Here is a 25,021-nt window from a genome sequence, read left to right as displayed (position 1 = left end):
CATCTACGCGATCGTGCTCATCGGCCTGGCCCTGGCCGGTGCCGGGCGCACCTTAGGGCTCGGCAACCTGCCCCTCCTCCAGCGCACCCCCTGGCTCCGCTAGCACCGGCGCCCTCGCGCCCGCCTCCACCCAGCGGAGGCGGGCGCGAAACATGTCCGGGGCGTGCCGAGGCACGAGCCGCTCCGCCCTGCCTGCCCGGCGACCGTCCGGCAGACGGCCTCCATGCCGTCCTCATGCCGTCCTCCATGCCGTGCGGGGCGAAACACTCGGTGAGCAAGGAGGCCGGGTCGAGCCGACCGCCCGCGAGCATGAGCGCCGCCTCGTCGGTGAGGCCACGGGGCAGCAGGCGGCCGAAGGCGCCGCCGAACGGCACCGGCACGCACCCGGCCTGGCCGCCACGATGCGGTGACCCGAGGATCCAACCCTCGCCGCCCAGGCGCTTGCCGTAGCGGCCGGTGCGGCAGCAGCGGCAAGGCCCCGCCGCGGCCGGTGCCCCCGCCGGCCGCGAGCGAGACGGCCGGTCAGCGCTCCGCCGCGACAGTCGGCGCGGGCTCCGGCACCGACGTGGCCGCCAGGCGGACGCCCAGCAGGACGAGCGCGCCACCGCCGAGCAGCAGGAACGACGCGGCGACCAACAGCCCGGTGGTCGCCGCGGCCAGACCGGGAAGCGTCGCAGACACCCGCAGGTCGGCGCTCACGCCCGGCGTGCCGTCGGCGTTCATCACCACGACGCTCCACTGTCCGGGCTGGACGTCCCAGGTCAGGGCTGCCACGCCGGAGGCCGCCCAGAAGGTCTGCGCCGACGGCGCCCGGGGCGCCGCGCCCGGATACACCTCACGGCCGGCGGAGTCGGCCGGGAAGGTCAGGTGCCTGACCCGTTCGTGGGCGACCCCGCGCAGATAGGCGGTGACATCGCCCTGGCGGGCGATGCCGAGGAAGACCGGCGTGGAACTGCCGGACGCCTCGATCCGGACCCGGCCCACGCTCTGCCGCAGGATGGACACCCCCTGCCCGGCTATCGACACCTCCTCACCGGTGAGCGCGTAGGTGGAGGCGGTGATCCGCTGCGCGCCGGCGCCGATGAACCCTTCGGCGTCGCGGCTCTGGCCGAGCAGGGCCGTCCCGGTGCCGGCGGCCGCGGCGGCGATCCCGCCGAAAGCCAGCAGGGCTCCCGAGACGAGCGCCACGACGCACGCGGCGCCGTAGCGGGCCGCAGGACGGGCGGGGGCGGGCGGCGCTTGCAGCCGCGGCAGCTCGTGGCCGCCCTGCTCCAGCCGGAACGGCGGGTAGGCGTCGGTCATGAGCGTGGCGTAGGCGGCCACCCGCAACGCCCACCGGTTCATGCCGACCACCAGGTCGTGCACGCCGTGCGGGTAGCGGCCGGTGAACAGCAGCGCGAGCGCGGCGATCAGGACCAGCAGGCCGATCAGACCGCCCCAGTCCAGGGTGTACAGCACGCCACCGCCATCAGGCAGGTCGTCACGCCAGGAGATGAGGCTGCCGCTGGTGAACAGGCCCACGACCAAATAGTGCGGGATGGCCAGCAGCCACCATTTGACCAGCACCAGCCCGCGCGAGAGCCGCTCGGGATAGTCGACGTCCAGCGTCGCCGGGTAGCCGGGGGCGGGCCCCAGGGTGAAGGGCGGATACCGGTCGGTGCCCAGCGCGCCGTAGGAGTAGTACGCCACCCGCCACGTCCAGCGCAGCACGCCGACGTTGAAGTCGAACAGGGTGCGCGGGTAGCAGCCGGTGAACAGGATCGCGAAGAACGCGATGACGGTCAGGACGCCGAAGGCGATCCACAAGAAGCCGAGCACGATGTAGTGGGGGATCGCCAGTAACCACTTGACGATCCACAGGCCCCGGTTCAGCGGCTCCTCGAGCCGGGCCTCCACCCGTACGGGATAGGTACTCATACCTTCCAGCGCACCACCTCGCACGGCGGCTGCCTGCGGGCGAAGGTCCCCACCCGGGCGCCGACGGGGGCCTGCTGCGCGGGACCTAAGCCCTGGCGGCCCGGGACGTTGGCCGCTGCCGCAGCCGCAGCGGCGGCGCCCATCATGGACGCGGCAGCCCTCTTCGTGGAGGTGTGCGTGGACATGACTCGATGGATCCAGACCTCCGGCGCGGAGCAGCAGGCGCGCGGCGCCGGCGGGAGGCCGCCATGTGTCTAGGCGTGCCCGGCCGGATCGTGCTCCGCGACCGGGACATGGGGGTGGCCGACTTCGACGGGCTGCGCCGCGAGGTCTGCCTGTCCTACGTGCCCGAGGCCAGACCCGGCGACTACGTGATCGTCCACGTCGGGTTCGCGATCTCGCTGGTGGACGAGGAGGAGGCCCGGCGCACCCTGGAGGTGCTGCGGGCGATCCCGGGAGGGCTCGATGAGGTATCTCGATGAGTACCGCGACCCCGTGCTCGCCCGCCGCCTGATCGGCCGGATCCGCGCCGCCGCCACCCGCCCCTGGTCGATCATGGAGGTGTGCGGCGGGCAGACGCACACCATCGTGCGCCAGGGCATCGACGAGCTGCTCCCGGTCCGGATGATCCACGGCCCCGGCTGCCCGGTGTGCGTGACCCCGCTGGAGACGATCGACCGCGCGCTGGCCATCGCCGCCCGGTCCGAGGTCATCTTCACCTCCTTCGGCGACATGCTGCGCGTGCCCGGCTCCACCACCGACCTGCTGTCGGCCAAAGCCAGGGGAGCCGACGTCCGCGTCGTCTACTCGCCGCTGGACGCGGTCCGCCTGGCCGTGGCGAACCCTGGCCGTCAGGTGGTGTTCTTCGCGGTCGGCTTCGAGACCACCGCACCGGCCAACGCCATGAGCGTGCTCAAGGCGGCCGCACAGCACGTGCCCAACTACAGCATCCTGGTCAGCCACGTCCTGGTTCCCCCGGCCATGGTCGCGATCATGGAGTCGGCGTCCGTGGACGCGTTCCTGGCCGCCGGGCACGTGTGCGCGGTGATGGGCTGGCGCGAGTACGAGCCGCTGGCCGCCCGCTACCGGGTGCCGATCGTGGTCACCGGATTCGAGCCACTGGACCTGCTGGAGGGCATCCTCATGGCGGTGTGCCAGCTGGAGGAGGGACGGCACACGGTGGAGAACCAGTACGCGCGGGCCGTGCGCCGCACCGGTAACCTCCCCGCCCAGGCGGCCGTCCGGCGCGTCTTCAGGGTGTCCGACCAGGTGTGGCGCGGCATCGGGCCGATCCCCGCCAGCGGCCTGGTGCTGGCGCCCGAGTTCGCCGCCTACGACGCCGGCCTGCGCTTCGGCGTGGCCGGGACGGGCGCGCGGGAGCATCCCGGCTGCATCGCGGGGCAGATCCTGCGCGGCACGAAAACCCCGCCCGAGTGCCCCGCCTACCGGAGCCTGTGCACCCCGCGCAGACCGCTCGGCGCGCCCATGGTCTCGGCCGAGGGCACATGCGCCGCCTTCTACAACGCCGGCCGCCCCGCCGGACAGGAGAGATCATGATGGCCGTCTCGCCCGACCCCGTCGCCGCCACCTGCCCCCTGCCGCTCGCCGAGACCGAACGGGTGCTGCTCGGGCACGGCTCCGGCGGGCAGCTCATGGCCGAGCTGCTGGCCGAGCTCGGCCCGCGGATGGGCGCGCCGACCGTGGAGGACGCCGCGCTCGTCACCACCGGGACGCCGCAGGTGGTGATGTCCACCGACGCCTTCGTGGTCACCCCGCGCTTCTTCCCCGGCGGCGACATCGGCTCGCTGGCCGTGCACGGCACGGTCAACGACCTGGCCATGCGCGGCGCGGCCCCGCTGGCGCTCAGCGTCGCCTTCATCGTGGAGGAGAGCCTGCCCCTGGACGAGCTGCGCCGCGTCACCTCCTCCATCGCGCGGGCCGCCCGCGCGTGCGGGGTGCCCGTGGTGACCGGCGACACCAAGGTCGTGGGCCGGGGCGCGGCGGACGGCCTGTATGTGACCACCACCGGGATCGGCGTAAGCCTGCCCGGCGCCGAGCCGTCGGCCACCCGTGGCCGTCCCGGCGACGTCGTGCTGCTGTCCGGGCCGATCGGGCTGCACGGGGTGACCATCCTCGGCACCCGCGAGGGGCTCGGCTTCGACAGCGAGCTGGTCTCCGACTGCCGGCCGCTGCACCGCCTGGTGGCCGCGATGATCGCGGCGGCCGGGCCGGCCGTGCACGTGCTGCGCGATCCCACCAGGGGAGGCCTGGCCAGCGCGCTCAACGAGCTGGCCGCCGCCTCGGCGGTGGGGGTGGTCGTGGAGGAGGACGCCGTCCCGGTGCCCGCCCAGGTGGCCGCCGCCTGCGACCTGCTCGGCCTGGACCCCTTGCACGTGGCCAACGAGGGCTGCCTGGTGGCTTTCGTCGCGCCGGACCGGGCCGAGGAGGTGCTGGCGGTGATGCGCGGCCTGGACGAGGGCGCGCAAGCCACCCGGATCGGCACCGTGGTCGCCGGCCATCCGGGGCGCGTCGTCATGCGCACGCTGGTCGGATCCACCCGAGTGGTGGACATGCTCGTCGGCGAGCAGCTGCCGCGCATCTGCTGAGCCGCCGCATCACGATCACGCCCTCAGGCCCGCGCACTCGCCCAGGACGGCTTCGGCCACCCGTGGCACCGACGCCAGCACCGGCGGCGACAGGCCGGCGCCCAGGGCGAAGCCTTCGCCCTCGACCGTGTAGACGACGAGCTCGCCGGGCAGCCGGCCCAGGGCGCGGCCCAGGGCGACGGCGTCGGCGAGGCTGAGCGCGTGGGTGCTGGCCGTCCGCTCCGGCAGGCCCCGCAGGCCGGCGTGCCGCCGCACCGTACCGGGCCGATCCCCGGACCGGGCGGCGTCGATCACCACCGCCACGGCGGCGCCGGTCCAGGCCTCGATGAGCTCGGCCGGGTCGCCGCCGTTGCCGACGGCGCTCACGCCGAGGCCGCGCAGCAGCCGCACCACCGCCGGCCCGGCCCCGTCGTCGCCCCGGTAGTCGTTGCCGACGCCGATGACGACCGTCCTAGCCATGATCGATCCGCAGGTCGAGGAAGTGGGCCGAGCAGGAGATGCACGGGTCGTGGTTGCGGATGGCGCGTTCGCACAGCCCGGCCAGCTCCGCGGCGGGCCGGTCGAGCCGGGGCGCGACGAGCGCGCGCAGGTCGGCTTCGATGCGGGCCTGGTTCTGCGCGGTCGGCGGGACGATGTCGGCCGCGGCGATCTTGCCGCCGTCGTCGATGCGGTAGCGGTGGTAGAGGGTGCCCCGGGGGGCTTCCGAGGCGCCGTGGCCGACGCCGGGCCGGGCGGCGACCGGGACGGCCGGCCGGGCCGGGGGAACGTACCGGTCGATGACGGCCAGCGCTTCCTCGCAGGCGTGCACGATCTCGACGGCGCGCACCACGATGCTGCGGAAGGGGTTGCGGCACACCCGGCCGAGCCCGGCGTCGGCGGCGGCGCGCAGCGCCAGCGGCGACAGCAGCGGCGCGTTGAGCGCGTAGCGGGCCAGCGGGCCGGTCAGGTAGCCGGTGCGGCCATCAAGGCGGGCGTGCAGCGCGGTCGAGTGCGGCACCTGCTCTTCGACGACGTGACGCGGCCAGTCGGCGACCGGGAAGGTGGTGCCGTCGCTGACGGCGACGTCGCCGGACAAGATGGCGTACTCGGTGGGGTGGCGCAGCGCCAGGAAACGGTAGTCGTGCTCGACGTCGGGGAAGCCGAAGCCGCTGACCCACTCGACCGTGGCCAGCGCGTCGCCGAGCGCCTGGAGCAGCCGCTCGGCGACGGGCGCCAGCTCGGCCCGCGAGGGCAGCCGGTGAAAGCCGCCGACCTTGACGTTGACCGGGTGGATGGCGCGTCCGCCGACGGCGGCGACCAGCTCGTTGCCCGCCTTCTTCAATGCCAGGCCGCGCTCGACCAGCCGGCGGTGGTCGGCGGCCATGGCGACGCCGCTGGGGTAGCCGAGGAAGTCGGGGGCGTGCAGCAGGTAGATGTGCAGGGCGTGGGACTCGATCCACTCGCCGTAGTAGAGCAGCAGCCGCAGGTCCCGCAGTGCGCCGCCGACGGTGACGCCGCAGGCGGACTCCAGCGCCTGGCAGGCGCTCATCTGGTAGGCGACCGGGCAGATGCCGCAGACGCGGGCGGTGATGTCGGGCGGTTCGGTGAAGGCGCGGCCGCGCAGCAGCGCCTCGAAGAAGCGCGGCGGCTCGTAGATGCGCAGCTGCAGGTCGGTGAGGCGGCCGTCGCGGGCGCGGACGAGCAGCGCTCCCTCGCCCTCCACCCGGGTCAGCGCGCCCACGCGAATCGTCTTATGCGTCACAGCTGCCTCCGAAGGAGGTGACGTTGAAGGTGCGGTAGACGCGCGCCAGTTCCTCGTCGTCCATGCCGGCGGCGCGCAGGCGGGCGTTGAGCGCGGCGGCGTTCGGGCTCTGCATGGGGCCGAAGCAGCCGAAGCAGCCGCGGTTGAACGCCGGGCACAGCGCGCCGCAGCCGGCCTGGGTGACCGGGCCCAGGCACGGGGTGCCATGGGCGATGAGCACGCAGGGGTTGCCGCGGGCCTTGCACTCGATGCAGACGCTGTGGGTGGGCACCACGGGACGTCGCCCCGCCAGCAGGGCGGCGATGACCTCCAGCAGCTGCCGCCGGTCGATCGGGCAGCCACGCAGCTCGAAGTCGACGCTCACGTGCGCCGAGACGGGCGTGGAGCGGTCGAGCGTCTGGATGTAGCCGGGGCGGGCGTAGACGATCGAGGCGAACTCGCCGACATCGGCCAGGTTCCGCAACGCCTGCACGCCGCCCGCGGTGGCGCACGCGCCGATCGTCACCAGGTGCCGGGAGAGGCGGCGGATGCGCCGGATCCGCTCCAGGTCTTCCGGCGTGGTGATCGACCCTTCCACCAGGGACAGGTCGTAGGGGCCTTCGCCGCGGGCGCTGGAGGCTTCGAGGAAGTAGGCGATCTCGACGTTGGCCGCGACCGACAGCAGCTCGTCCTCGCAGTCGAGCAGCGTGAGCTGGCAGCCGTCGCACGAGGCGAGTTTGAAGACGGCGAGCTTCTTCACAGCTGTTCCACCTCCAGCAGGCCGGCCACCTTGTCGTAGCCGAGCACGGGCCCGTCCAGGCAGGTGAACAGGGGGCCGAGCTGGCAGTGGCCGCAGCGGCCGATGCCGCACTTCATGTTGCGTTCCAGCGACAGCACGATCCGATCGGCCGGTATGCCGCGGCGCAGCAGCTCCTCGGCGGTGGCGCGCATCATGATCTCGGGGCCGCACACGAACGCGCAGGTGCGGCCCGGCTCGACGCCGATCCGGCCGACCAGCCCGGTGATCAGGCCGGTCGGGCCCTGCCAGGCCCGGTCGGGACGGTCGACGGTGACCCGCACGTCGAAGCGGCGGCCCCAGCGGGCCAGCTCACGCGGATAGATCAAGGCGTCCGGGGTGCGGGCGCCGACGATCAGGCTGATCCGGCCGTAGCGGGCGCGGTGTGCCGCCAGCTCGCGGATCACCGGCCGCAGCGGGGCCAGGCCGAGCCCGCCGGCCGCGACCACCACGTCCAGACCGGCCGCCCGGGCAAGATCGAAGTGGGTGCCGAAGGGGCCGCGTACCCCGACGAGCGAACCGCGCGGCGTGTGGCACAGGGCGCGGCTGACGGCGCCCACGGCCCGGATGGTCTGCACGTAGCCGCCGGCGCGGGCGCGCCCGCTGATGGAGACCGGGATCTCGCCCACCCCGGGCGCGTACAGCATGGTGAACTGGCCGGGCAGGAACGGCGGGCAGGCGCCGTCGACCGGCTCCAGGACGAGCGTGACGGTGTCGGCGCGGTCGGGGCGGCGCGAGCGGACGCGGTACGGGGCGGGGATCATCGCAGCCGCTCCAGTTCCTCGGTGATGTCGATGCCGGCCGGGCACCAGGTGATGCACCGGCCGCAGCCGACGCAGCCGTAGGCGCCGAACTGGTCGACCCAGGTGGAGAACTTGTGGCTGAGCCACTGACGGTAGCGGGCGGCCCCCGACGCTCGCACCGGAGCGCCGCCCAGCTCGGTGAAGTCCAGGGTGAAGCAGGAGTCCCAGCGTTCGGTGCGCTCGGCCGTGCCGTCGGCCAGATCGGTGCCGTCCTCGACGGTGACGCAGAAGCAGGTCGGGCACACCATCGTGCAGTTGGCGCAGGTCAGGCAGCGGGTGGCGATGTCGTTCCAGATCGGGGACTCGCGCTGCTGCACCAGGCGCTCCCTGACGCCGTCGAGATCGACCCGGCGGCCCATCCGGCCGGCCGCGGCCTCGGCGACCGCGCGGGCGGCCTCCAGATCGGCGGCAGCGGCGGGCTGCGACGGCAGCGCGGCCAGCAGCGCCGCGCCGCGCTCGCCGCCGCTCTCGGCCAGGAACCGGTGCGGGCCGCTCAGCTCGGTCAACGCCACCTCGAAGCCGGAGACGGCGCGCGGGCCTGCGCCCATGGAGGCGCAAAAGCAGGTGCCGCCCGGCACCGCGCAGGTGACGGCGATCAGGAACAGGGCGGCGCGGCGCTTTCGGTAGGCCTCGTCCGGGTACCGGCCGCCCAGCAGCACGCGATCCTGTACGGCCAGCGCGGCCAGATCGCAGGCCCGAACTCCCAGGATCGCCACCTTCGGCGCCTCGACCGGGGCACGTTCGGGCACGCCGTCCCGCATCCGGAACAAGCTGGTCCGGGGCGGATGGGTGAACCGTTTGACCGCGTCCGGGCTCGCGGCGAACCCGAAGACGAGCTCGCCCCGCGCACGCAGCCGGTAGGCGCCGGGCGCCTGCTCATCGCCCCAGCCGGTGGGCAGGTCGGCGGCCGAGCCGAGTTCGGCGAAACGGATGACGCCGTCGCGGACGACAGGGCCCACGACGGCGTATCCACGCTCGCGCAACGCCTCGATCAGCGGATCCAGCGTGTCCAGGACGATGGGCTCCATGTCATGCTCCGCTCCATGCGGGCCGATCAGCCGGTCGCCTTCATCACACCTCGCGCGAAGGGCGGCCTTGCAGAGCCGAAGGTCCCGAACGGGTGGGCGTTGGTCAGCGCAGGCGGCGCAGGAGCGGCGAGGGCGGCGGCTCGCACAGCGAGACCCTGATGCGGGCGTCCACCGTGACGGCCCCGTCCGGGCTGGCGATCACCGGGTTGAGGTCGAGCTCGGCCACCTGGGGCAGGTCGTCGAGCAGCCGGCCGACGCGCCTGATCTGGCCGGTCAAGGCTTCGACGTCGACAGCCGGCATACCGCGGTAGCCGTGCAGCAGCGGCGCGCAGCGCAGCTCGCCGAGCATCCGCTCCGCGTCGGTGACGGGCGGGACGCGGAAGGCGCGGTCGGCGAGCAGGTCGGCCATCTTCCCGCCCATCCCGGCCATGACCAGGGGGCCGAACGCCGGATAGTTGACCCCGCCGACGATCATCTCGACGCCGCCCGCCAGCATGGGCTGGACGATCGCGCCGGTCATCTCCGCGCCGAGGCGGGCCGCCATCTCGCGGTAGGCCCGGCGTACCTCATCCTCGGTACGCAGGTCGAGCCGGACGCCGCCGACGTCGCTCTTGTGCACGGGGCCGACGGCCTTGAGCGCGACCGGCAGTCCCAGCCGCCGGGCCGCGGCGGCCGCCGTGTCCGGGCCGTCCACCTGCACCGATTCCACCAGCGTCACCCCGTAGCAGCGCAGCAGCCGCGGGGCGGTCGCAGGGGAGAGCCAGCGGCCCTCGGGGGACGCGGCCAGCTCCGCCTCGACGATCGCGCGCGCGCCCCGATCGTCCACCTGTACGGGCACGTCGGCGGGCTCGGTGAGGTCTTGCCGCCATTCGGCGTAGCGCACCGCGCGGGCCAGGGCGGCGATGGCCTGCTCGGGGAAGGCGTAGGCGGGGACCCGGCCGTCGATGAGCGTGTCCCGGCCGGCCACGCAGGCCAGCACGGTCTTGCCGGCGTTCTTGGTCGCTTCGGCGATGGCCCGGCAGGTCTCCTCCAGGCCGGAGCCGAACGGCGGCGTGTACACGATCAGGACCACGTCCACCTCGGGCGAGGCGGTCAGCGCCGCCACGGCGGCGCCGATCTCGGCGGCCGTGGCGTCGGCGGTGAGATCCACCGGGTTGCCCACCGCGGCGGCGGCGCGAGCCTCGATCAGGCCGGGCGGCAGCTCGGGCACGCTCAGCCCGTGGCCTTCGCAGGCGTCGGCGGCCATCGCCTGCGGCCCGCCCGAGTTGCCCACGACGGCGACCCGCCGCCCCCGGGGCAGCGGCTGGGCGGCCAGCAGCTTGGCGGTGTCGATCAGGTCGCGCACGCTGTCGAGCCGGATCACCCCGGCGGCGCGGGTCAGCGCGTCCACCGCGACGTCGGGCGTGGCCGCGGCGGCCGTGTGCGAGCGCACCGCGCGGCCTCCGGCGTGACTGCGGCCGCTCTTGACCAGCAGTATCGGCTTGCGCGCGGCCACTCGGCGGGCGATGCGGGCGAACTTGCGCGGGTTGCCGAACGACTCCAGATACAGGGCGATCACGTCGGTGCCGGGGTCGTCCTCCCAGTATTCGAGCAGGTCGTTGCCGCTCACGTCGGCCTTGTCGCCGACCGAGACGAATGAGGACACCTCCAGGCGCTCCAGCAGCGCCGCGCCCACCGCGCCGGACTGCGACATCAGCGCCACCCGGCCCCGCACCGGGCGGTGCGGCAGGAAACTGGCGTTGAGCCGCGCCCCGGTGTTGACCACGCCCAGGCAGTTCGGGCCGACCAGCCGCATGCCGGCCGAGCGGCACAGGCGCAGCAGTTCGGCTTCCGCCTCGCGCTGCCCGGCCTCGGCGAACCCGGAGGTCAGCACCACCAGTCCGGCGACCCCGGCCCGCGCGCAGTCCCCGGCGACCTCCAGCACCTGGCGGGCGGGCACGGCCACCACCGCCAGGTCCACCCCGTCGGGCACCGTGGCGTGGCAGGCCAGCCCGGCCACCTCGGCCGCCTCCGGGTTGACGGGGTGGACGGGCCCGGGGAAGCCGCCGTCGATCAGGTTGCGCAGCACCCGGTGCCCGACCGCGCGCTCGTTGCGGCTCGCGCCGATCACCGCCACCGAGCGGGGGGACAGCACCCGCGCCAGCGACGCCCGCGCCGCCTCGTGATCGCGGGCCTCGATGCCCGCCCGCAGCCGGGCCGTGGGCCGGGCGGTGATGTCGATGTGCGTCATCCCGGCCTCGGCGCGTCGCGACGTGTCCAGGCCGAGGTCGCGCAGCACCCGGAGCATCGGCCGGTTCTCGGCCAGCACGTCGGCCACCAGCGTGCGCGTCCCATGCTCGGCCGCGTCCAGGGCGGCGTGTTCGAGCAGCAGCGTGCCGAGCCCGTGGCCGTGCACGGCGTCGTCGATGAGAATGGCCAGGTCGGCGCTGCCGTCGCCGACGGGGATGTACTCGGCGACCGCGACCAGCCGGCCGCGCACCGTGGCCACCAGCGCGTGCCCGCGGTAGGCGCCGGAGGTGACGCGGTCCATGTAGGCGTGGGCGGTGCCGCGACCTCCGGTGAAGAAGCGCAGGTACGCCGAGCGTTCCGACGAGTGCTCCACCAGCTCGTGCAGGGCGGTGCGGTCGCCGGGACGCAGCGGGCGCACGTGGGCGATGCCGCCGTCACGCAGCAGGACGTCGTAACCGTCAGACATGGCGCGTCTCCCGTCCCTGACAAGGGTGCTCCTCTTTGCGAGGCTGCCGGGCAGCGCATACGACCGCTGCCCTGAGGAGACCATCCGGCGAACGTGCGGCGACGACCTCGGCGTGCAGCTCGCCTTCGTGCCGGAGGACTACGACGGCATGGGAGGCGGCGCGTTCGACTCCCACCGCATCTGCGAGCGCCTGGCCCGCCCTCGACCAGGGGCCGGCCACATCGGTGTTCGCGACCTTCCTCGACAGCGACCCGATCGGCTTCGGCGGTACGGCTGAGCAGAAGAAAACGCCGGCTGGGCCGGACCGCCAAGGAAGGCATCCTGTTCGCCTACGGGGCCACCGAGCCCGTGGCGGGCAGCGGCCTCGGCGCGTTACGGACCACCGCCACCCCGGTCGGGGGCGGCTACCGGATCAACGGCCGCAAGCAGTGGATCAGCAACGCCTCCATCGCCGATGCCTGGACCGTGCTGGCGCTCGCCCCCGCAGGACCGGCCTGGTTCGTGGTGGAGCGCGGCGCGAGGAGTTCTCCACCGTGCCGCCGCAGGACAAGCACGGCATCCGGCCGTCGAACACGGCTGCCCCCGCACACCTTCGAGGCGCACCAACCGGGCGGGCGAGCCGCTGCCCGTGGGCCTGTCCCTGACCGGCCGGGTGGGTGGGCGGTGTGCCTGCTCGGCCTGCAGCCTGGCGCCGTCGGCTACGACCTGGAACTGGTGGAGCCGCGCAGAGCCGGCTTCGTCGCCGACTACCTCGTGGTCGCCGAACGCGAGCCCGCCGGCGCCGACTCGCTGCGCGCCAACCTCCTGTGGTCGGCGAAGGAGAGCGCCCTGAAGGTGCCGGGCACGGGGGCTGTGCAAAGACACCCGCTCGGCGGCGGCCCGCCGCCCCGGCCCGCGCCCACACCTGGCTGTCTCGTCCTCGCGCCAGACCCGCCCGGTCAGGCGAGCTCACCGGCGATCTTCGCGGCCCACACCTCGACGCGTTCGGGGTTGCGGAAGTCGCCGCCGCGCCCGTTGCGCACGATGGACCGGGCGATGAAGCCCTTGGCCTCAGAGGTCAGGCAGCCGCCGAAGGTGACATGCTCGCGGGCGGCGAGCTTGCGCATGGCGTCGGCCGCGTGCCGCACCGCAGGGATCTCCTTGGTGTCGGCGGAGTCGTCCAGCGGCCCGCTGCTGAACAGCCAGACGGGCGTGCCGGCCAGCTTCCCGGCGTGCCTGCGGGCGAACGCGCGCGCCGCCGGATGCCAGCGGGCGTTGTACAGCGCGCCGCCGAGCACCACCGCCCGGTAGGCGCCGGCGTCGCGCACCTGGCCGGCCGGCCGGACCTCGGCCTCCAGCCCTCGCTTCTCGAACGCGGCCGCGATCATCTCGGCGATGCCCGCGGTCGAGCCGTTCCTGCTGCCGTAGGCCACCAGGATCTTCGGCGTGCTCATGGCGTCCCTCCTTCACGCGTGACGCTGCCCGCATGGTGCGCCGCAGAGAAGGAGCCGGGGCAGGGCCGAAGGTCGCGGCTCGCGGGGACATCGTCACCGCCGCTTCACCAGGGGCCGGACTCCGCGCCGGCAGGGGAGTGGCGCAGGCCGGCATAGGCCTCACGCGCGGTGATCGCGCCGGTCAGCACCCGGTGGATGGTGCGGCAGATCGGCAGCTCCGCGGGTGATGACCGCCGCTCTGCTGTTGTCCCCGACACCCAGCCCTTCAGCCATGCCCGCCGCGATCGCCACGACGTTCTTCAGCGCGCCGCCGAGCTCGCACCCGATCACATCGTCGTTGACGTAGACGCGCAGCAGCCCGCGCCGCAGAACCTGCTGCAGCAAGGTGGCGACCGTCTCGTCGCCCGTGGCGAGCACCGTGGCGGCGGCCTTGCCCGCCAGGATCTCCTTGGCCAGGCTGACGACCGGGATCCAGGGCGGCACATGGTCGCGCGCCGCTTACAGCACCTGGCGGAAGGCGTGCGACGGCACCCCCACGATCAGAACCTGCGCCCTGGCGGCGGCCCCGGGGTCGTCCGACCCCCTGAGCGTCTCGGGCAGGTCGAAGCCGGGCAGGTACACCTGGTTGCGATGGGTGGCGTTGAGTCCTTCGGCGACGCCGGGATCACGCGACCACACCAGCGTGTCATGCCGCTTGCACACCAGGGCGGCCACCGTGGTGCCCCAGGAACCGGCGCCGAACACGGATGTCCTCATCCCTCCATCTCGCCCCCCCTGCCGCCGCCGGCCAGTGCCGATGGTTGCCAGGCCGCCGGTGAAGGTCCCGGCGGGTGAGGACCATCGCCTCTGCACGCGCGCCGCCGGGTCCGCGATCCTGACAACAGGCACCCTTTGCGGGGTGCAGGAGGAATCCCCATCCCCAGGCGGCCTCCCGCCCGGCGACGCCGGGCAGGGGGCCGGTTCTGCGCTTCGCAGGGCCGAAGGTCCGTCCAGGACGGGACCGTGGCCTCTGCCCCGCCGATCGGCGGCGGCGAACGATGAGGGCATGAGGATGGGATCCATGCTCTCGGCAGGATCGGCCGTGCCGTCCTGCCGTGCCGCCACATGCGTGTTCCATGGCCCGTCGGATGACCGAGGGCAGCCTGGAGGGAGCCCGACATGTCCGCAGTGATCGTCGAAGGATTACGCAAGCGGTACGGCGCCGTGCAGGCCGTCGACGGGGTGAGCTTCACCGTCGCCCGGGGAGAGGTGTTCGCACTGCTCGGGCCGAACGGCGCAGGCAAGACCACCACGGTGGAGATCCTGGAAGGGCACCGGAGCCGGGACGCCGGCGAGGTGTCGGTGCTGGGCTTCGACCCGGCCACCGGCGGCCGGGCCTACCGCGAGCACATCGGGATCGTGCTGCAGGAAGCCGGGTTCGAGGAGGAGTTCTCCGTCTTCGAACTGGTGCGGCTGTACGCGGGCTTCTATCCGAATCCCCGCCATCCGGACGAGGTGGTCGAACAGGTCGGGCTCAAGGACAAACGCGACGCCCGCGTGCGCACGCTGTCCGGCGGGCAGCGCCGCCGCCTGGACCTGGCGCTCGGGCTGGTCGGCCGGCCGGAGCTGCTGTTCCTGGACGAGCCGACCACCGGATTCGACCCCTCGGCCCGCCACCACGCGTGGCAGCTGATCGACGGGCTGCGCTCCTCGGGCACGACCATCCTGCTCACCACCCACTACATGGACGAGGCCCAGCACCTCGCCGACCGGGTGGCGGTGCTGCGCGAAGGCCGGGTGGTCGCCTGCGGCGCGCCCGGCACGCTCATCGCCGCCGAGCACGGCAGCGTGCTGTCCTTCCGGCTGCCTGCCGGCACGACCGCCGCGGACCTGCCGCCTGTCACCGGCCGCCTCGAGTTGCGCGGCACGGACGTGTCGGTGCAGACCGCGCAGCCCTTGCGCGACTTGCACGCGCTGACCGGCTGGGCGCTGCAGCGCGGCATCGAGCTGACCTCGCTGTCCCTGGCCCGCCCGTCGCTGGAGGACGTCTACCTCGACCTGGTCGGCGAGACGGCCCCCCAGCAGAGGGCCGACCGGGAGGCGGCGTCATGATCGGGCGGCTGGTCCGGCACGAGACCCTCTCCTTCGTCCGCACCCCCATGGCGGCCTTCTTCACCGTCGCCATGCCGCTGCTGATGGCGGTGATCATCGGCGCCGCGGTGGGCAACCAGGTCGTCCAGCCGGGCACGGGCGTGCGCGTCATGCAGTTCGTCATCCCCGTCATGGCCGTGTTCGGCATCGCCCAGGGCTGCTTCGGCACCCTCGCCATCCGCCTGGCGGACCTGCGCGACCGCGGCTGGCTGAAGCGGTTGCACGGCACGCCGGTGCCCGCCTCGGCGGTGCTCGCGGGGCTGGCCGGGGCGTCGCTGGCGGTCGCGGCGACGACGGTGGCCGTGCTGCTGACGGTGGGCGCGCTCTTCTACGGCACCCAGATGGTCTGGCGCACGCTGCCCGCGCTGCTGCTCACCTTGCTGATCGGGGCGGCCTGCTTCACCGCGCTCGGCTTCGCGGTGGTGGCGCTGGTGCGCAACGCGGCCGCGGTGCAACTGCTGGGCACCGGTCTCCTGCTGGCGCTGGCGTTCATCTCCGACGTCATCCTCATCGGCGCCCGGCTGCCCGCCTGGCTGGACGCCGTCGGCTGGGCCTTTCCCTTGCGGCACTTCGCGCACGCCGTACGCGACGCCATGAACCCCTTCCTCACCGGGCCCGGCTTCCACCTCGACCATCTGGCCGTCCTGGTGGCCTGGGGGATCGGCGGCGCGGCGCTGGCATTGTGGCGCTTTCGCTGGGAGCGGCCCCAGGCCCGCGCACAGACTCTGCGCAAGGCGGGCGAGCAGCGCGTCATGCTGGGCGGGCGGCCCACGCCCCGTCGGCTGGTGGCCGGCCAGGTCGGGCACGCGCTCGTCCGGTTGCGCCGCGACCTGTCCACGGCGTTCTTCACCGTGATCCTGCCGCTGCTCCTCCTCGCGCTCACCTCGCTGATCTTCGCCGGGTCCCGGGTGTCCGGGGTGGCGCTGCCGGTGTTCATGCTCGCCGCGATGATCACGTACACGATCGGTGTGGCCTCCTACGTCAACATCCCCGAGACGATCGCCGGCGACCGCGAGCGCGGCGTGCTCAAGCGGCTGGCCGGCACCCCGCTGCCGCTGTGGGCCTACCACGCCGGCAACCTCGCCACCGCGCTGCTGGTCACCGCCGCCACCACCGTCCTGCTGACGCTGCTGGCGGCGTTCGGCTACGGCGTGACGGTCACCCCCGGCGCCGTGGCCGGGATGCTCGCCGCGATCGTCCTCGGCACGGCCTGCTTCACCGCGCTCGGCGCTTTGGTGGTGGCGCTGGCGGGCAAGCAGCAGACCGTCAACGCCGTCACTCTCGGCACGTTCCTGCCCCTGGCCTTCGTCTCCGACGTCTTCGTCATCGGCGGCGAACTGCCCGCCGTGCTGACCGCCGTCGGCGACGCCTTCCCGCTCAAGCACCTGTCGCACGCCGTGCTCGACACGCTGGCGGGACGGCCGTGGCCGTGGGCGGACCTGGCCGTGGTGACGCTGTGGACGCTGGGCGCGACAGCGGCCCTGGCCCTGGTGCGCGCTTCCGGTCCGAAACGAGGGAGGCTGTCATGACCAGCAGGACGCCGGACCGGCTGCAGACCCGCCTGGTCAACCCGCTGGTCGCCCTGCTGACCGTCACGGCCGCCGCAGCGGCGCCGCCGTCCAGCTGCCCGTCCGGTACGAGCGGCAGGGCACGACGCTCACCGTCGTCAGCGCCCCGCACCGGCGGTGGTGGCGCAATCTGCGAGGAGGCGCGCCGGTACGGCTCATCCTGGCAGGAGCGGTACGGGATGGACACGCCACGGTGCGCGAGGCAGCGGTCCCCGTGGTGACCATTCGCCTGACCCCGCAGGCGCAGGAGCAGGCGCCCCCCGTGAGGCGCGCGGGTTTGTGGTGGCGCTGGACACGGGCCGTCACACTGGGGGAGATCGCCGGATTCTCGGTGCCGGCGGTGGTGGCGGCCCTGGCGCTCGGTGCCGGGCCGCTCGCCCAGCTGGCGGTGATCCTCCTGGCGGGGATCGCCGAGGGCGCCATCCTCGGTCTCGCCCAGGCGTACGCGCTGCGTACGGCGCTTCCCACGATCGCCACCCGCGACTGGGTGCGCGCCACGGCGGGCGGCGCCGCCATCGCGTGGACCGTCGGAGCGCTGCCGATCATGCTCGGTGAGAGCCTCCTGCGATGGCCGCCCGCCGTGCTCGCGCTCCTGGCAATGACCCTGCTGGCCGCGATGGGGCTGCTGCAATGGCGGCTGCTGCGGCAGCACGCGCGCCGGGCCTGGTGGTGGGTGCCGGCGACAGCAGGCTCCTGGCTGGCCGCCCTGGCTGCGTTCGCTCTGGTGACCAGCCCGCTGTGGCAAGAAGGACAACCGGTCTTCCTGGTCATCGCGATCGGGGTGCTCGGCGGCTCGGTCATGGCCTTCACCGTGGCGGCGCTGACGGGCGCGGCCCTGGTGGGCCTGCTGGCACGCCCCGGACGGGCCGTTCCTCCCACCCCGACGCAGGTGTCAGGAACGCGTTAAGACCGGGACCGCTGGCGCTAGGGAAGCGTCAAGAACGTCCTGCTCGGGCCGTGGGCAGATCTTCGATGGTCTTTGTGAAGCAATTCCTTCTGGACGTGCCCAAGCGGCTTGTCGTGGGCCGTCCGCTGCGAAGTTCTCAGCTGGGCGAGACATTACTGCCCAAGAGGCTGGCGCTGCCGGTGTTCTGCAGCGACCCGCTGTCATCCAACGCCTATGCCACCGAGGAGATCCTGCTCGGGCTGAGCCTGGGCGGGCTGGCGATGTTCACGCTCACCCCCTGGGTGGCGCTGGCGGTGATCGTGCTGCTGGTGGTCGTGGTCGCCTCCTACCGGCAGACCTGCCACGCCTACCCGAACGGGGGCGGCGCCTATGCGGTCAGCCGGGAGAACCTGGGGCAGAACGCCTCGCTGGTGGCGGCCAGCGCGCTGCTGGTGGACTACGTGCTGACGGTGGCGGTGTCGGTGGCCGCGGGCGTGGCCAACATCGTCTCGGCCTTCCCCGAGCTGGAGGCGCAGGCGGTGCCGCTGGCACTGGCGATGGTGTCGGTGCTGACGTTGATGAACCTGCGCGGGGTCAGGGAGTCGGGGACGGTGTTCGCCATCCCCACCTATGGCTTCATCACCGTGGTGTTCACCATGATCGTCTGGGGTGGGGTGCGGGCCGCCGCAGGCCAGGCGCCGGTGGCCGAGTCGGCCGGCTTCGGCATCGAACCGGCCGCCTCCGCCACCGGGCTGCTGGCTGTGGGCCTGGTGCTGCGCGCCTTCTCCCAGGGCTGCACCGCCCTGACCGGGGTGGAGGCGATCAGCAACGGAGTGCCGAGCTTCACCCGGCCCAAGAGCCGCAACGCCGCCGCGACGCTGGCCATCTTGGGCGCCATCACCGTGGCCATGTTCGCCGGCATCACCGCACTGGCGCTGGTGGCCGGGGTATGCGTGGCGGACTCCCCGGACCACCTGATCGGGGCGCCCGCGGGCTATGTGGCCAAGACCGTCATCGCCCAGGTGGGCGCTGCGGTGTTCGGGGACGGCTCGGTGCTGTTCTATCTGCTGGCCGCCTGCACCGCCGCGATCTTGATCCTGGCGGCCAACACCGCCTTCAACGGCTTTCCGATCCTGGCCTCGATCCTGGGCCGGGACGGCTTCTTGCCGCGGCAGCTCGGCCGCCGCGGGGACCGGCTGGTCTTCAGCAACGGCATCGTGGTGCTGGCGCTGCTGGCCGGGGCGCTGATCTGGGCCTTCGACGCCAGCACCACCCGGCTGATCCAGCTGTACATCATCGGGGTGTTCATCTCCTTCACCCTGTCCCAGGCGGGCATGGTCAAGCACTGGAGCGTGATCCTGCGCACGGCGGACACGCCGGCTCGGGCACGGATCCGCCGGGCCCGCCTGATCAACGCGGTCGGCGCGACATTGACCGGCCTGGTGCTGATGGTGGTGCTGGTCACCAAGTTCACCCACGGCGCCTGGATCGTGGTGATCGCCATGCCGCTGGTGTTCATGCTGATGAGGGCGATCCGGCGGCACTACGACGCGGTGGCCGCCGAGCTGCGGCCGAGCCCGGCGGGGATCACCCTGCCCAGCCGGGTGCACGCGGTGGTCCTGGTGTCCAGGCTGCACACGCCCACGCTGCGGGCGCTCGCCTTCGCCCGGGCCACCCGGCCCGACACGCTGACCGCGGTGACGGTGCAGACCTCCCCGCAGGAGACGCAGGACCTGGAACGCGAGTGGACCGAGCGCGGCATGCCGGTGCCGCTGACCGTGCTGGACTCGCCCTACCGCGAGATCACCGGCCCGGTCCTCGGGTACGTCACGCAGCTGCGCCGCAGGAGCCCCCGCGACGTGGTGGCGGTCTTCATCCCCGAGTACGTGGTGGGCCGCTGGTGGGAGCATCTGCTGCACAACCAGAGCGCGCTGCGGCTCAAGGCCCGGCTGCTGTTCCGGCCCGGCGTCATGGTCACCAGCGTGCCCTGGCAGCTCGGCTCGGCCGAGGCCGCCCTCGCCCGCCGGCCCGACGAACAGCAGGCCGTCGAACAGCACGGCACCGCCGGTGTGTGACAGTTGCCTCATGGGCTCTGCCAGGCGATCGGCCGCCAGCACCCAACCGCGGCGGCTGCCGCTGCCCAGCGGCGGGCTGAGCCGCGGCCGCCGCCGGGCGGCGTTCGCGCTGGCCGGCGCCGGACTGCCGGTGGTGAGCGCGGTCCTGGTCGGGCTGCGCGAGGTGCTGGCGCTGGAAAGCGTGCTCCTGCTCTATCTGCTGGCCGTGGTCGTGGTGGCCGTGGTCGGCGGCGTGTGGCCCGCCCTGCTGGCTGTGCTGGCCTCGTTCTGCAGCGCCAACTACTTCTTCACCCACCCCTTTCACGCCTTCCACGTGGCAGGCCGCGACAGCGTCATCGCCCTGCTGGTGTTCCTGGCGGTCGCCATCACCGTCAGCATCACCGTCGACGTGGCGGCCCGCCGCCGGGTGGCCGCGGTGCGCAGCCGCATCGAGGCCGAGATCATGTCCCGGCTCGCCGCCGAGCCGGTCGCCCACGCCTCGCTGGAGGGGGTGTTCCTTCGGGATGAACTCGGTGGCGCTGCTGGAGCAGCGGGGCGACAACGAGCACGAACTGGCACGCGTCGGCGACCCATCCGGCGGGCACAACGTGATCGACATGGCGGCGGGGCCGGGCCTGAGATTCGTCGGACAAGGCCCGCAACCCTTCGCCGAGGACCGCCGGGTACTGACCGCCCTGGCCCAGGCCGCCGGACGCGCGGTGGAAGGCCGGCGGCTGGCCGCCCACGCGGCGCACGCACGCCAACTGTCGGAGATCGACCGGGTCCGCTCCGCCCTGCTGGCAGCCGTCGGCCATGACCTGCGCACCCCGCTGGCCGGGATCAAGGCCGCCGTCTCCAGCCTGCGCCAGGCGGATGTGGACTCCGCCGAACTCGACCGGCAGGAACTGCTGGCCACCATCGAGGAATCGGCCGACCGGCTGGGCGAGCTCATCGCCAACCTGCTGGACATGAGCCGGCTGCAGACCGGCGTGCTCAGCGTCACCCCGCACCCGGTCGCGCTGGAGGAAATCGTGGCCAGAGCCCTGATCCACCAGCACGCCGCCGACATACGGTCCGACGTGCCCGAAGGGCTGCCCGACGTGCTGGCCGACGCCGGCCTGTGCGAACGCGTGATCGCCAACCTGCTCGACAACGCCCGCCGCTACTGCCCGCCCGGCCGGCCGATAGAGGTGCGCGCCCACGCCGGCACCGCGACGGTGACCCTACAGGTGGCCGATCACGGCCCCGGCGTCCCGCGTAACCGCTGGGAGGAGATGTTCCAGCCGTTCCAGCGCCTGGACGACCGCTCACCCCAGGGAAACGGGCTCGGCCTGGCCATCGCCCGCGGCTTCACCCACGCCATGGCGGCACCCTGCGCCCGTCCGCCACGCCCGGCGGAGGGCTGACCATGACCCTGACCCTGCCCATCGCGCCGCGCCCATGAGCCGCATCCTCCTGGTCGAAGACGACCGGCACCTGCTGCGGGCCCTCAGCGTCAACCTGCGAGCCCGCCACTACCAGGTCGACACCGCCGCCACCGCCGCCGCCGCGCTGGCCGCCGCCGCCAAACATCCGCCCGACCTGGTCATCCTCGATCTCGGCCTGCCCGACATGGACGGCCTCGAGGTCGTAGGCGGGCTACGCGGCTGGTGCACGGCCCCGATCGTGGTGCTGTCGGCCCGCGACCAGCAGGCCGACAAGGTCACCGCCCTGGACGCCGGCGCCGACGACTACGTCACCAAACCCTTCGGCATGGACGAACTGCTGGCCCGCGTCCGCGCTGCCCTGCGCCACGCCACCCCCGCCATCGGCGACCCCACCATCCGCACCGACGCCTTCACCGTCGACCTGGCCGCCAAGAAGGTCACCTCCGCCGCCGGCCGGGACATCCGGCTGACGCCCACGGAATGGCACATTCTGGAGATCTTGGTCCGTAACGCCGGCAAACTCGTCGATCAGCGGCGGCTCCTGCAGGAAGTCTGGGGGCCGTCCTACCGGACCGAGACGAACTACCTGCGCGTCTACCTCGCCCAGCTACGTCGCGAACTCGAACCGGACCCCGCGCGTCCCCGCCACCTGATCACCGAACCCGGCCTGGGCTACCGCTTCGAACCCTGACAGTGCGCCGGCCGTCTCTCCACGTCTTCTCCACCGGCCCGCCACAGCCCCTGCACCCGCCCGCCGCACAGTGAAGGTGCAGGACACAAGAGAAGACGACGGACCCGGGAGGGGTCATGAAGCGCACCAGGAAGTTCGCTTCGGCCATCGCGGCCGGAGCCGTCACCGCGGGCGCGCTGGTCGCGACGCCGGTGCTGGCTGCCGGTCCGGGCGGGCCGGGCGGCGGTGTCTGGCCGCAGGGGCAGGGACAGCACAGCGGACGGGGTCACCCGGACGGGTACTGCATGGTCTTCGACCGGAGCATCCCGCAGGGCACCCTCACCGCCGAGCAGAAGAGCACGCTCGCCGCGGCGGCCGAGCAGGAGAAGCTGGCCCGCGATCTGTACGCTGCCTTCGCCGACCGGTACGGCCTGCGCATCTTCGATCGGATCGCGGCGGCCGAGGCGCGGCACCTGACGGCGGTGCGCACGGTGCTGGCCCGCTACGGCGTGAGCGACCCGACCGAAGGCAAGGCGGCAGGGGACTTCGCCTCGGCGCCGGTGCGGGCCGCCTACGACCGGCTGCTGGCCGAGGGCAAGAACAGCGCGCAGGCCGCGCTGACGGCAGGCCGGCGGGCTGAGCAGGCGCGCATCGACGCGCTGAGCCAGGCACTGCCCGGCCTGACCGCCCCGGACGTGCGGCAGCTGTACGGCAGTCTGCTGCGGGCCGAGCAGATGCACCTGGCGGCCTTCGGACGGTGGACCGGCTGACCAGCACAGCGTGTCCCGGCCTGGCCGCCCCCCTGGGGGTGCGACGGAGGCGAATACGCAGGATCCGACGACGGTCCTTGGCCGGCGCGACGTCTGCTCCCCAGACTGCACCGCGCACAAGGCGCCGGTGACTTGCGGTACGGCAGGGCGGGACTTTCGGCTCTGCCTCGGCGCTCCGAGCTCGCCTACACATGGGGGTATGGCAGGAACGGTGCTCGTCGTGGAGGACGAGAAAGCGATCCGCGACCTGCTGCGCCGCTACCTCGAACGCGCCGGCCACGGCGTGCTGACGACCGGCTCCGGCGCCGAGGCGCTGCGGCTGCTGCAAGCGGGCGGCGTCGATCTGATGGTGCTCGACCTGGGCCTGCCCGACCTCGACGGAACCGAGGTCCTGCGCGCGGCCCGCGCCCGCGGCGCGACCGCGGTGCTCGTGCTCACCGCCCGTGACGCCCTGGAGGACCGCCTCCACGGGTTGCGGCTCGGCGCCGATGACTACGTGACCAAACCGTTCAGCCCGATGGAGGTGACCCTGCGGGTGCAGGCGATCCTGCAACGCGCTCGCGGCCGGAACGCGGCCGGCGGCACCGTCACCTTCGGCGGCGGGCACCTGCGCATCGACGAAGCCCGCCACGAGGTCGTCCTGGACGGCCAGCGGCTGGACCTCACACCCACCGAGTGGGGGGTGCTGGTGGCACTGGCCGCGGTCCCCGGACGCGTCTACTCACGCTACGAGCTGGTGAACCGGGTGCGCGGGTACGAGTTCGCCGGCTACGAGCGCACCATCGACTCCCACGTCAAGAACCTGCGCCACAAGCTCGGCGCCACGGGCTCCGAGGTCGTCCAGACCGTGGTGGGCGTCGGATACCGGCTGGGGCTGAACCGTGATCCCTGACCGCGGCCCAGGCGCGGGCCTGCTCGGGCCACTCGGACGGCGCCTGCTGGCGGCGTTCGCACTGGTCGCCCTGCTGTCGGTGGCGGCGCTCACGCTGGCCTCGCTGATGGGAACCGGGGCCGGGCTGGACACGGCCCGCCGCGCGGACCGCGAGCAGGCGGCCACCCGCGTGGCGCAGTCGGCCGCGACCGCCTACGCGCGAGCAGGCACGTGGGCCGGGGCCGACCTGGCCGCGGCCCGCTCGCTGTCGGCGGGCGCCGGAGCCCGGCTGTCGATCCTGGACGCCAAAGGCCGGATGGTGCTCTCGCCCGGCGGATCCACACCCCGGCACGGCATGGGGTCCGGCGCGGCCGCGGGGCAGGGCATCACCACCGCGCCGATCATCGTGGCGGGAACGACCGTCGGCACCGCGCACCTGCGGTTCGGCACACCGGCCGGCTCCGCCGCCCGGGACGTCGCCTGGGGGTGGATCGCCGCGGCCGCCCTGCTGGCGCTGGCGCTCGCGCTCGGTGCCGGATTGCTGGTGACCCACCGTCTGAGCCGCCCGATCAGGACGGTCACCCGTGCCGCCCGCGCGTTCGCCACCGGGCACCGCGAGACCCGGGCCGGGCTGCGGGCTCCCGGAGAACTCGGCGAGCTGGCCCGCGCCTTCGACGACATGGCCGATGAGGTGACACGGTCCGACCGAGCGCGTCGCCACCTGGCCGCAGACGTCGCCCACGAGCTGCGCACCCCGCTCACCGCGCTGCAGGCGGGACTGGAGGAACTGCGTGACGGCCTGGCCGAGCCGGATCCGGCCCGCCTGGCCGTGCTGCACGACCAGGCGCTGCGGCTCGGCCGCATCGTCGGCGACCTGGCCGAGCTGTCGGCCGCCGAGTCGGCCGCGCTGTCCCTGCGCCCGCGCGAGACCGACCTGGCCGAGCTCACCCGCCGGGTACTCCACGCCGCCGAGCCCCGCCTGCACGCCGCCGGCCTCGAGGTGCGGGCCGACCTGGCCGAGGCCGTCGTCGTCCACGCCGACCCCGACCGCCTGCACCAGGCCATCGGCAACCTGCTCGACAACGCCGCCCGCTACTGCGCTCCGCACGACACCGTCACGGTCACCGTCCGCGCCACCGGCGGCCAGGCCATCGCCGAGGTGGCCGACACCGGCCCCGGCATTCCTGCGAAGGACCTGCCGCACGTCTTCGACCGGCTCTGGCGGGGCCGATCCAGCGGCGCGGTGGCCGGATCCGGCATCGGGCTCGCCGTGGTCCGCGAGCTGGTCACGGCGCACCACGGCACCGTCACCGCCCGCTCGCAGCCGGGCCATGGCAGTGCCTTCACCATCCACCTGCCCTTGAGGAGATCACCATGACCACCACCCGCGATCAGGCCACCCACCAGCGCATGACGACGCAGTGCGGACGCGAGATCGTCATCGGCCGGCTGCCCTTCACCGGCGACGGGCACCCGCCAGGCCGGGTGACGCTCGACGTCGGCCTGCGCTCCTACGACCGCGACGAGGCCTGGCTCAGCCTCACCCCGGCCGAGAGCCGCCGGCTCGCCGCGGCCCTGCTGGCCCAGGCCGCCGCCGTCGACGGCGGGGCGCCGGCGGGCATCGAGGTCACCCACGCCCGCGGGGGG

At 73.6% G+C, this 25,021-nt stretch carries 26 protein-coding genes and 3 pseudogenes; 18 read left to right on the top strand and 11 right to left on the bottom strand.

The annotated features are described in order from the left end of the window. Positions 1 to 251: 251 nt before the first annotated feature. Positions 252 to 410, top strand: coding sequence for a hypothetical protein (locus tag KME79_RS42650; RefSeq protein WP_219551960.1), 159 nt, complete (start codon positions 252 to 254; stop codon positions 408 to 410). A gap of 112 nt (positions 411 to 522) precedes the next feature. Here the strand turns inward: KME79_RS42650 and KME79_RS42645 are convergent, their stop codons facing one another. Continuing rightward, complete coding sequence (locus KME79_RS42645) at positions 523 to 1,917, bottom strand: DUF4389 domain-containing protein (RefSeq protein ID WP_219551958.1); 1,395 nt, start codon at positions 1,915 to 1,917, stop codon at positions 523 to 525. 191 nt (positions 1,918 to 2,108) lie between these two features. Between KME79_RS42645 and KME79_RS42640 the strand changes: the two genes are divergently transcribed. Genes KME79_RS42640 through hypE form a run of 3 tightly spaced genes read left to right on the top strand, consistent with a single transcriptional unit; the run spans position 2,109 to position 4,523 of the window. Further along, positions 2,109 to 2,399, top strand: coding sequence for a HypC/HybG/HupF family hydrogenase formation chaperone (locus KME79_RS42640; protein ID WP_246641347.1), 291 nt, complete (start codon positions 2,109 to 2,111; stop codon positions 2,397 to 2,399). Continuing rightward, a complete protein-coding gene (gene hypD / locus KME79_RS42635) occupies positions 2,383 to 3,474 on the top strand; it encodes a hydrogenase formation protein HypD (RefSeq protein WP_219551956.1) in 1,092 nt (363 codons plus the stop codon). Before KME79_RS42640 ends, hypD begins: the two co-directional genes overlap by 17 nt. After that, positions 3,471 to 4,523 (top strand): hydrogenase expression/formation protein HypE, encoded by a 1,053-nt coding sequence (gene hypE / locus KME79_RS42630; RefSeq protein WP_246641346.1) that lies wholly within the window; start codon positions 3,471 to 3,473, stop codon positions 4,521 to 4,523. The genes hypD and hypE overlap by 4 nt, the downstream gene beginning before the upstream one ends. 15 nt (positions 4,524 to 4,538) lie before the next feature. Here the strand turns inward: hypE and KME79_RS42625 are convergent, their stop codons facing one another. The 6 genes from KME79_RS42625 to KME79_RS42600 all read right to left on the bottom strand — a co-directional run bounded on the left by KME79_RS42625 (position 4,539) and on the right by KME79_RS42600 (position 11,565). After that, the gene (locus tag KME79_RS42625) at positions 4,539 to 4,982 is read right to left on the bottom strand and encodes a hydrogenase maturation protease (protein ID WP_219551954.1); all 444 of its coding nucleotides are present in this window, start codon (positions 4,980 to 4,982) and stop codon (positions 4,539 to 4,541) included. Continuing rightward, a complete protein-coding gene (locus KME79_RS42620) occupies positions 4,975 to 6,243 on the bottom strand; it encodes a Ni/Fe hydrogenase subunit alpha (protein WP_308249250.1) in 1,269 nt (422 codons plus the stop codon). Before KME79_RS42620 ends, KME79_RS42625 begins: the two co-directional genes overlap by 8 nt. Before the next feature lie 10 nt (positions 6,244 to 6,253). Beyond that, on the bottom strand, positions 6,254 to 7,003 hold the full coding sequence (locus KME79_RS42615; protein WP_219551950.1) for an NADH-quinone oxidoreductase subunit B family protein: 750 nt from the start codon (positions 7,001 to 7,003) through the stop codon (positions 6,254 to 6,256). Then, positions 7,000 to 7,803: an FAD/NAD(P)-binding protein gene (locus KME79_RS42610; RefSeq protein WP_219551948.1), complete on the bottom strand. Its 804-nt coding sequence runs from the start codon at positions 7,801 to 7,803 to the stop codon at positions 7,000 to 7,002. The genes KME79_RS42615 and KME79_RS42610 overlap by 4 nt, the downstream gene beginning before the upstream one ends. Continuing rightward, positions 7,800 to 8,870: a 4Fe-4S dicluster domain-containing protein gene (locus KME79_RS42605; protein WP_219551946.1), complete on the bottom strand. Its 1,071-nt coding sequence runs from the start codon at positions 8,868 to 8,870 to the stop codon at positions 7,800 to 7,802. The genes KME79_RS42610 and KME79_RS42605 overlap by 4 nt, the downstream gene beginning before the upstream one ends. A gap of 103 nt (positions 8,871 to 8,973) precedes the next feature. After that, on the bottom strand, positions 8,974 to 11,565 hold the full coding sequence (locus KME79_RS42600; protein ID WP_219551944.1) for a bifunctional acetate--CoA ligase family protein/GNAT family N-acetyltransferase: 2,592 nt from the start codon (positions 11,563 to 11,565) through the stop codon (positions 8,974 to 8,976). Positions 11,566 to 11,590: 25 nt separating this feature from the next. On the opposite strand from KME79_RS42600, the gene KME79_RS45990 reads away from it, so the two are divergent. Further along, a complete protein-coding gene (locus KME79_RS45990; protein WP_246641345.1) occupies positions 11,591 to 11,842 on the top strand; it encodes an acyl-CoA dehydrogenase family protein in 252 nt (83 codons plus the stop codon). Continuing rightward, a pseudogene (locus KME79_RS47620) lies at positions 11,746 to 12,075 on the top strand (acyl-CoA dehydrogenase family protein); the annotation flags it as partial. The gene KME79_RS45990 and the pseudogene KME79_RS47620, both read left to right, overlap by 97 nt. 428 nt (positions 12,076 to 12,503) lie before the next feature. On the opposite strand, the gene KME79_RS42590 reads toward KME79_RS47620, so the two are convergent. The 3 genes from KME79_RS42590 to KME79_RS42580 all read right to left on the bottom strand — a co-directional run bounded on the left by KME79_RS42590 (position 12,504) and on the right by KME79_RS42580 (position 13,754). Further along, complete coding sequence (locus KME79_RS42590) at positions 12,504 to 12,998, bottom strand: flavodoxin domain-containing protein (RefSeq protein ID WP_219551942.1); 495 nt, start codon at positions 12,996 to 12,998, stop codon at positions 12,504 to 12,506. Positions 12,999 to 13,157: 159 nt separating this feature from the next. Further along, entirely contained in the window at positions 13,158 to 13,481 is a 324-nt protein-coding gene (locus KME79_RS45985; protein WP_219551940.1) for a hypothetical protein, read from the bottom strand. Positions 13,482 to 13,496: 15 nt separating this feature from the next. After that, the gene (locus KME79_RS42580) at positions 13,497 to 13,754 is read right to left on the bottom strand and encodes a hypothetical protein (protein WP_219551938.1); all 258 of its coding nucleotides are present in this window, start codon (positions 13,752 to 13,754) and stop codon (positions 13,497 to 13,499) included. A 402-nt stretch (positions 13,755 to 14,156) separates the two neighbouring features. Here KME79_RS42580 and KME79_RS42575 point away from each other — a divergent pair, with 402 nt between their 5' ends. From KME79_RS42575 to KME79_RS47615, 6 genes and pseudogenes are all read left to right on the top strand, one after another. Next, positions 14,157 to 15,089 carry an ABC transporter ATP-binding protein gene (locus KME79_RS42575; RefSeq protein WP_219551936.1) on the top strand — a complete coding sequence of 311 codons (933 nt, stop codon included), beginning with the start codon at positions 14,157 to 14,159 and terminating at the stop codon, positions 15,087 to 15,089. Beyond that, the gene (locus KME79_RS42570; protein WP_219551934.1) at positions 15,086 to 16,657 is read left to right on the top strand and encodes an ABC transporter permease; all 1,572 of its coding nucleotides are present in this window, start codon (positions 15,086 to 15,088) and stop codon (positions 16,655 to 16,657) included. The genes KME79_RS42575 and KME79_RS42570 overlap by 4 nt, the downstream gene beginning before the upstream one ends. Continuing rightward, positions 16,654 to 16,917 carry a hypothetical protein gene (locus KME79_RS42565; protein ID WP_219551932.1) on the top strand — a complete coding sequence of 88 codons (264 nt, stop codon included), beginning with the start codon at positions 16,654 to 16,656 and terminating at the stop codon, positions 16,915 to 16,917. The genes KME79_RS42570 and KME79_RS42565 overlap by 4 nt, the downstream gene beginning before the upstream one ends. After that, positions 16,911 to 17,603 (top strand): hypothetical protein, encoded by a 693-nt coding sequence (locus tag KME79_RS42560; RefSeq protein WP_219551930.1) that lies wholly within the window; start codon positions 16,911 to 16,913, stop codon positions 17,601 to 17,603. Before KME79_RS42565 ends, KME79_RS42560 begins: the two co-directional genes overlap by 7 nt. Before the next feature lie 74 nt (positions 17,604 to 17,677). After that, positions 17,678 to 19,657 (top strand): APC family permease, encoded by a 1,980-nt coding sequence (locus tag KME79_RS42555; RefSeq protein ID WP_308249249.1) that lies wholly within the window; start codon positions 17,678 to 17,680, stop codon positions 19,655 to 19,657. A gap of 10 nt (positions 19,658 to 19,667) precedes the next feature. Continuing rightward, a pseudogene (locus KME79_RS47615) lies at positions 19,668 to 20,018 on the top strand (DUF4118 domain-containing protein); the annotation flags it as partial. On the opposite strand, the gene KME79_RS45980 reads toward KME79_RS47615, so the two are convergent. Continuing rightward, positions 19,958 to 20,101 carry a hypothetical protein gene (locus KME79_RS45980; RefSeq protein WP_246641344.1) on the bottom strand — a complete coding sequence of 48 codons (144 nt, stop codon included), beginning with the start codon at positions 20,099 to 20,101 and terminating at the stop codon, positions 19,958 to 19,960. The pseudogene KME79_RS47615 and the gene KME79_RS45980 sit on opposite strands and share 61 nt — an antisense overlap. 59 nt (positions 20,102 to 20,160) lie before the next feature. Here KME79_RS45980 and KME79_RS42545 point away from each other — a divergent pair, with 59 nt between their 5' ends. From KME79_RS42545 to KME79_RS42520, 6 genes and pseudogenes are all read left to right on the top strand, one after another. After that, a complete protein-coding gene (locus KME79_RS42545; RefSeq protein ID WP_246641343.1) occupies positions 20,161 to 21,042 on the top strand; it encodes a sensor histidine kinase in 882 nt (293 codons plus the stop codon). Between the two features lie 34 nt (positions 21,043 to 21,076). Continuing rightward, complete coding sequence (locus KME79_RS42540) at positions 21,077 to 21,754, top strand: response regulator (protein ID WP_219551922.1); 678 nt, start codon at positions 21,077 to 21,079, stop codon at positions 21,752 to 21,754. 116 nt (positions 21,755 to 21,870) lie between these two features. After that, complete coding sequence (locus KME79_RS42535) at positions 21,871 to 22,503, top strand: DUF2202 domain-containing protein (protein WP_219551920.1); 633 nt, start codon at positions 21,871 to 21,873, stop codon at positions 22,501 to 22,503. A 199-nt stretch (positions 22,504 to 22,702) separates the two neighbouring features. Further along, positions 22,703 to 23,395 carry a response regulator transcription factor gene (locus KME79_RS42530; RefSeq protein WP_219551918.1) on the top strand — a complete coding sequence of 231 codons (693 nt, stop codon included), beginning with the start codon at positions 22,703 to 22,705 and terminating at the stop codon, positions 23,393 to 23,395. Continuing rightward, positions 23,385 to 24,752, top strand: coding sequence for a sensor histidine kinase (locus KME79_RS46745; protein ID WP_219551916.1), 1,368 nt, complete (start codon positions 23,385 to 23,387; stop codon positions 24,750 to 24,752). Before KME79_RS42530 ends, KME79_RS46745 begins: the two co-directional genes overlap by 11 nt. Continuing rightward, positions 24,749 to 25,021: pseudogene (locus KME79_RS42520) on the top strand (OsmC family protein); the annotation flags it as partial. The gene KME79_RS46745 and the pseudogene KME79_RS42520, both read left to right, overlap by 4 nt.

The sequence above is a fragment of the Nonomuraea harbinensis genome (assembly GCF_019396385.1).
GTDB classification, from domain to species: domain Bacteria; phylum Actinomycetota; class Actinomycetes; order Streptosporangiales; family Streptosporangiaceae; genus Nonomuraea; species Nonomuraea ferruginea.
This window is presented reverse-complemented; position numbering and strand designations above follow the sequence as displayed.

Excerpts from the sequence above, each read along its gene's own strand:
- KME79_RS42645 (WP_219551958.1), bottom strand. The coding sequence starts at position 1,917 with ATGAGTACCTATCCCGTACGGGTGGAGGCCCGGCTCGAGGAGCCGCTG.
- KME79_RS42640 (WP_246641347.1), top strand. The coding sequence starts at position 2,109 with ATGGATCCAGACCTCCGGCGCGGAGCAGCAGGCGCGCGGCGCCGGCGG.
- hypD (WP_219551956.1), top strand. The coding sequence starts at position 2,383 with ATGAGGTATCTCGATGAGTACCGCGACCCCGTGCTCGCCCGCCGCCTG.
- hypE (WP_246641346.1), top strand. The coding sequence starts at position 3,471 with ATGATGGCCGTCTCGCCCGACCCCGTCGCCGCCACCTGCCCCCTGCCG.
- KME79_RS42625 (WP_219551954.1), bottom strand. The coding sequence starts at position 4,982 with ATGGCTAGGACGGTCGTCATCGGCGTCGGCAACGACTACCGGGGCGAC.
- KME79_RS42610 (WP_219551948.1), bottom strand. The coding sequence starts at position 7,803 with ATGATCCCCGCCCCGTACCGCGTCCGCTCGCGCCGCCCCGACCGCGCC.
- KME79_RS42605 (WP_219551946.1), bottom strand. The coding sequence starts at position 8,870 with ATGGAGCCCATCGTCCTGGACACGCTGGATCCGCTGATCGAGGCGTTG.
- KME79_RS42600 (WP_219551944.1), bottom strand. The coding sequence starts at position 11,565 with ATGTCTGACGGTTACGACGTCCTGCTGCGTGACGGCGGCATCGCCCAC.
- KME79_RS42590 (WP_219551942.1), bottom strand. The coding sequence starts at position 12,998 with ATGAGCACGCCGAAGATCCTGGTGGCCTACGGCAGCAGGAACGGCTCG.
- KME79_RS42580 (WP_219551938.1), bottom strand. The coding sequence starts at position 13,754 with ATGAGGACATCCGTGTTCGGCGCCGGTTCCTGGGGCACCACGGTGGCC.
- KME79_RS42575 (WP_219551936.1), top strand. The coding sequence starts at position 14,157 with ATGTCCGCAGTGATCGTCGAAGGATTACGCAAGCGGTACGGCGCCGTG.
- KME79_RS42570 (WP_219551934.1), top strand. The coding sequence starts at position 15,086 with ATGATCGGGCGGCTGGTCCGGCACGAGACCCTCTCCTTCGTCCGCACC.
- KME79_RS42565 (WP_219551932.1), top strand. The coding sequence starts at position 16,654 with ATGACCAGCAGGACGCCGGACCGGCTGCAGACCCGCCTGGTCAACCCG.
- KME79_RS45980 (WP_246641344.1), bottom strand. The coding sequence starts at position 20,101 with ATGATCTCGGCCTCGATGCGGCTGCGCACCGCGGCCACCCGGCGGCGG.
- KME79_RS42545 (WP_246641343.1), top strand. The coding sequence starts at position 20,161 with ATGAACTCGGTGGCGCTGCTGGAGCAGCGGGGCGACAACGAGCACGAA.
- KME79_RS42540 (WP_219551922.1), top strand. The coding sequence starts at position 21,077 with ATGAGCCGCATCCTCCTGGTCGAAGACGACCGGCACCTGCTGCGGGCC.
- KME79_RS42535 (WP_219551920.1), top strand. The coding sequence starts at position 21,871 with ATGAAGCGCACCAGGAAGTTCGCTTCGGCCATCGCGGCCGGAGCCGTC.
- KME79_RS42530 (WP_219551918.1), top strand. The coding sequence starts at position 22,703 with ATGGCAGGAACGGTGCTCGTCGTGGAGGACGAGAAAGCGATCCGCGAC.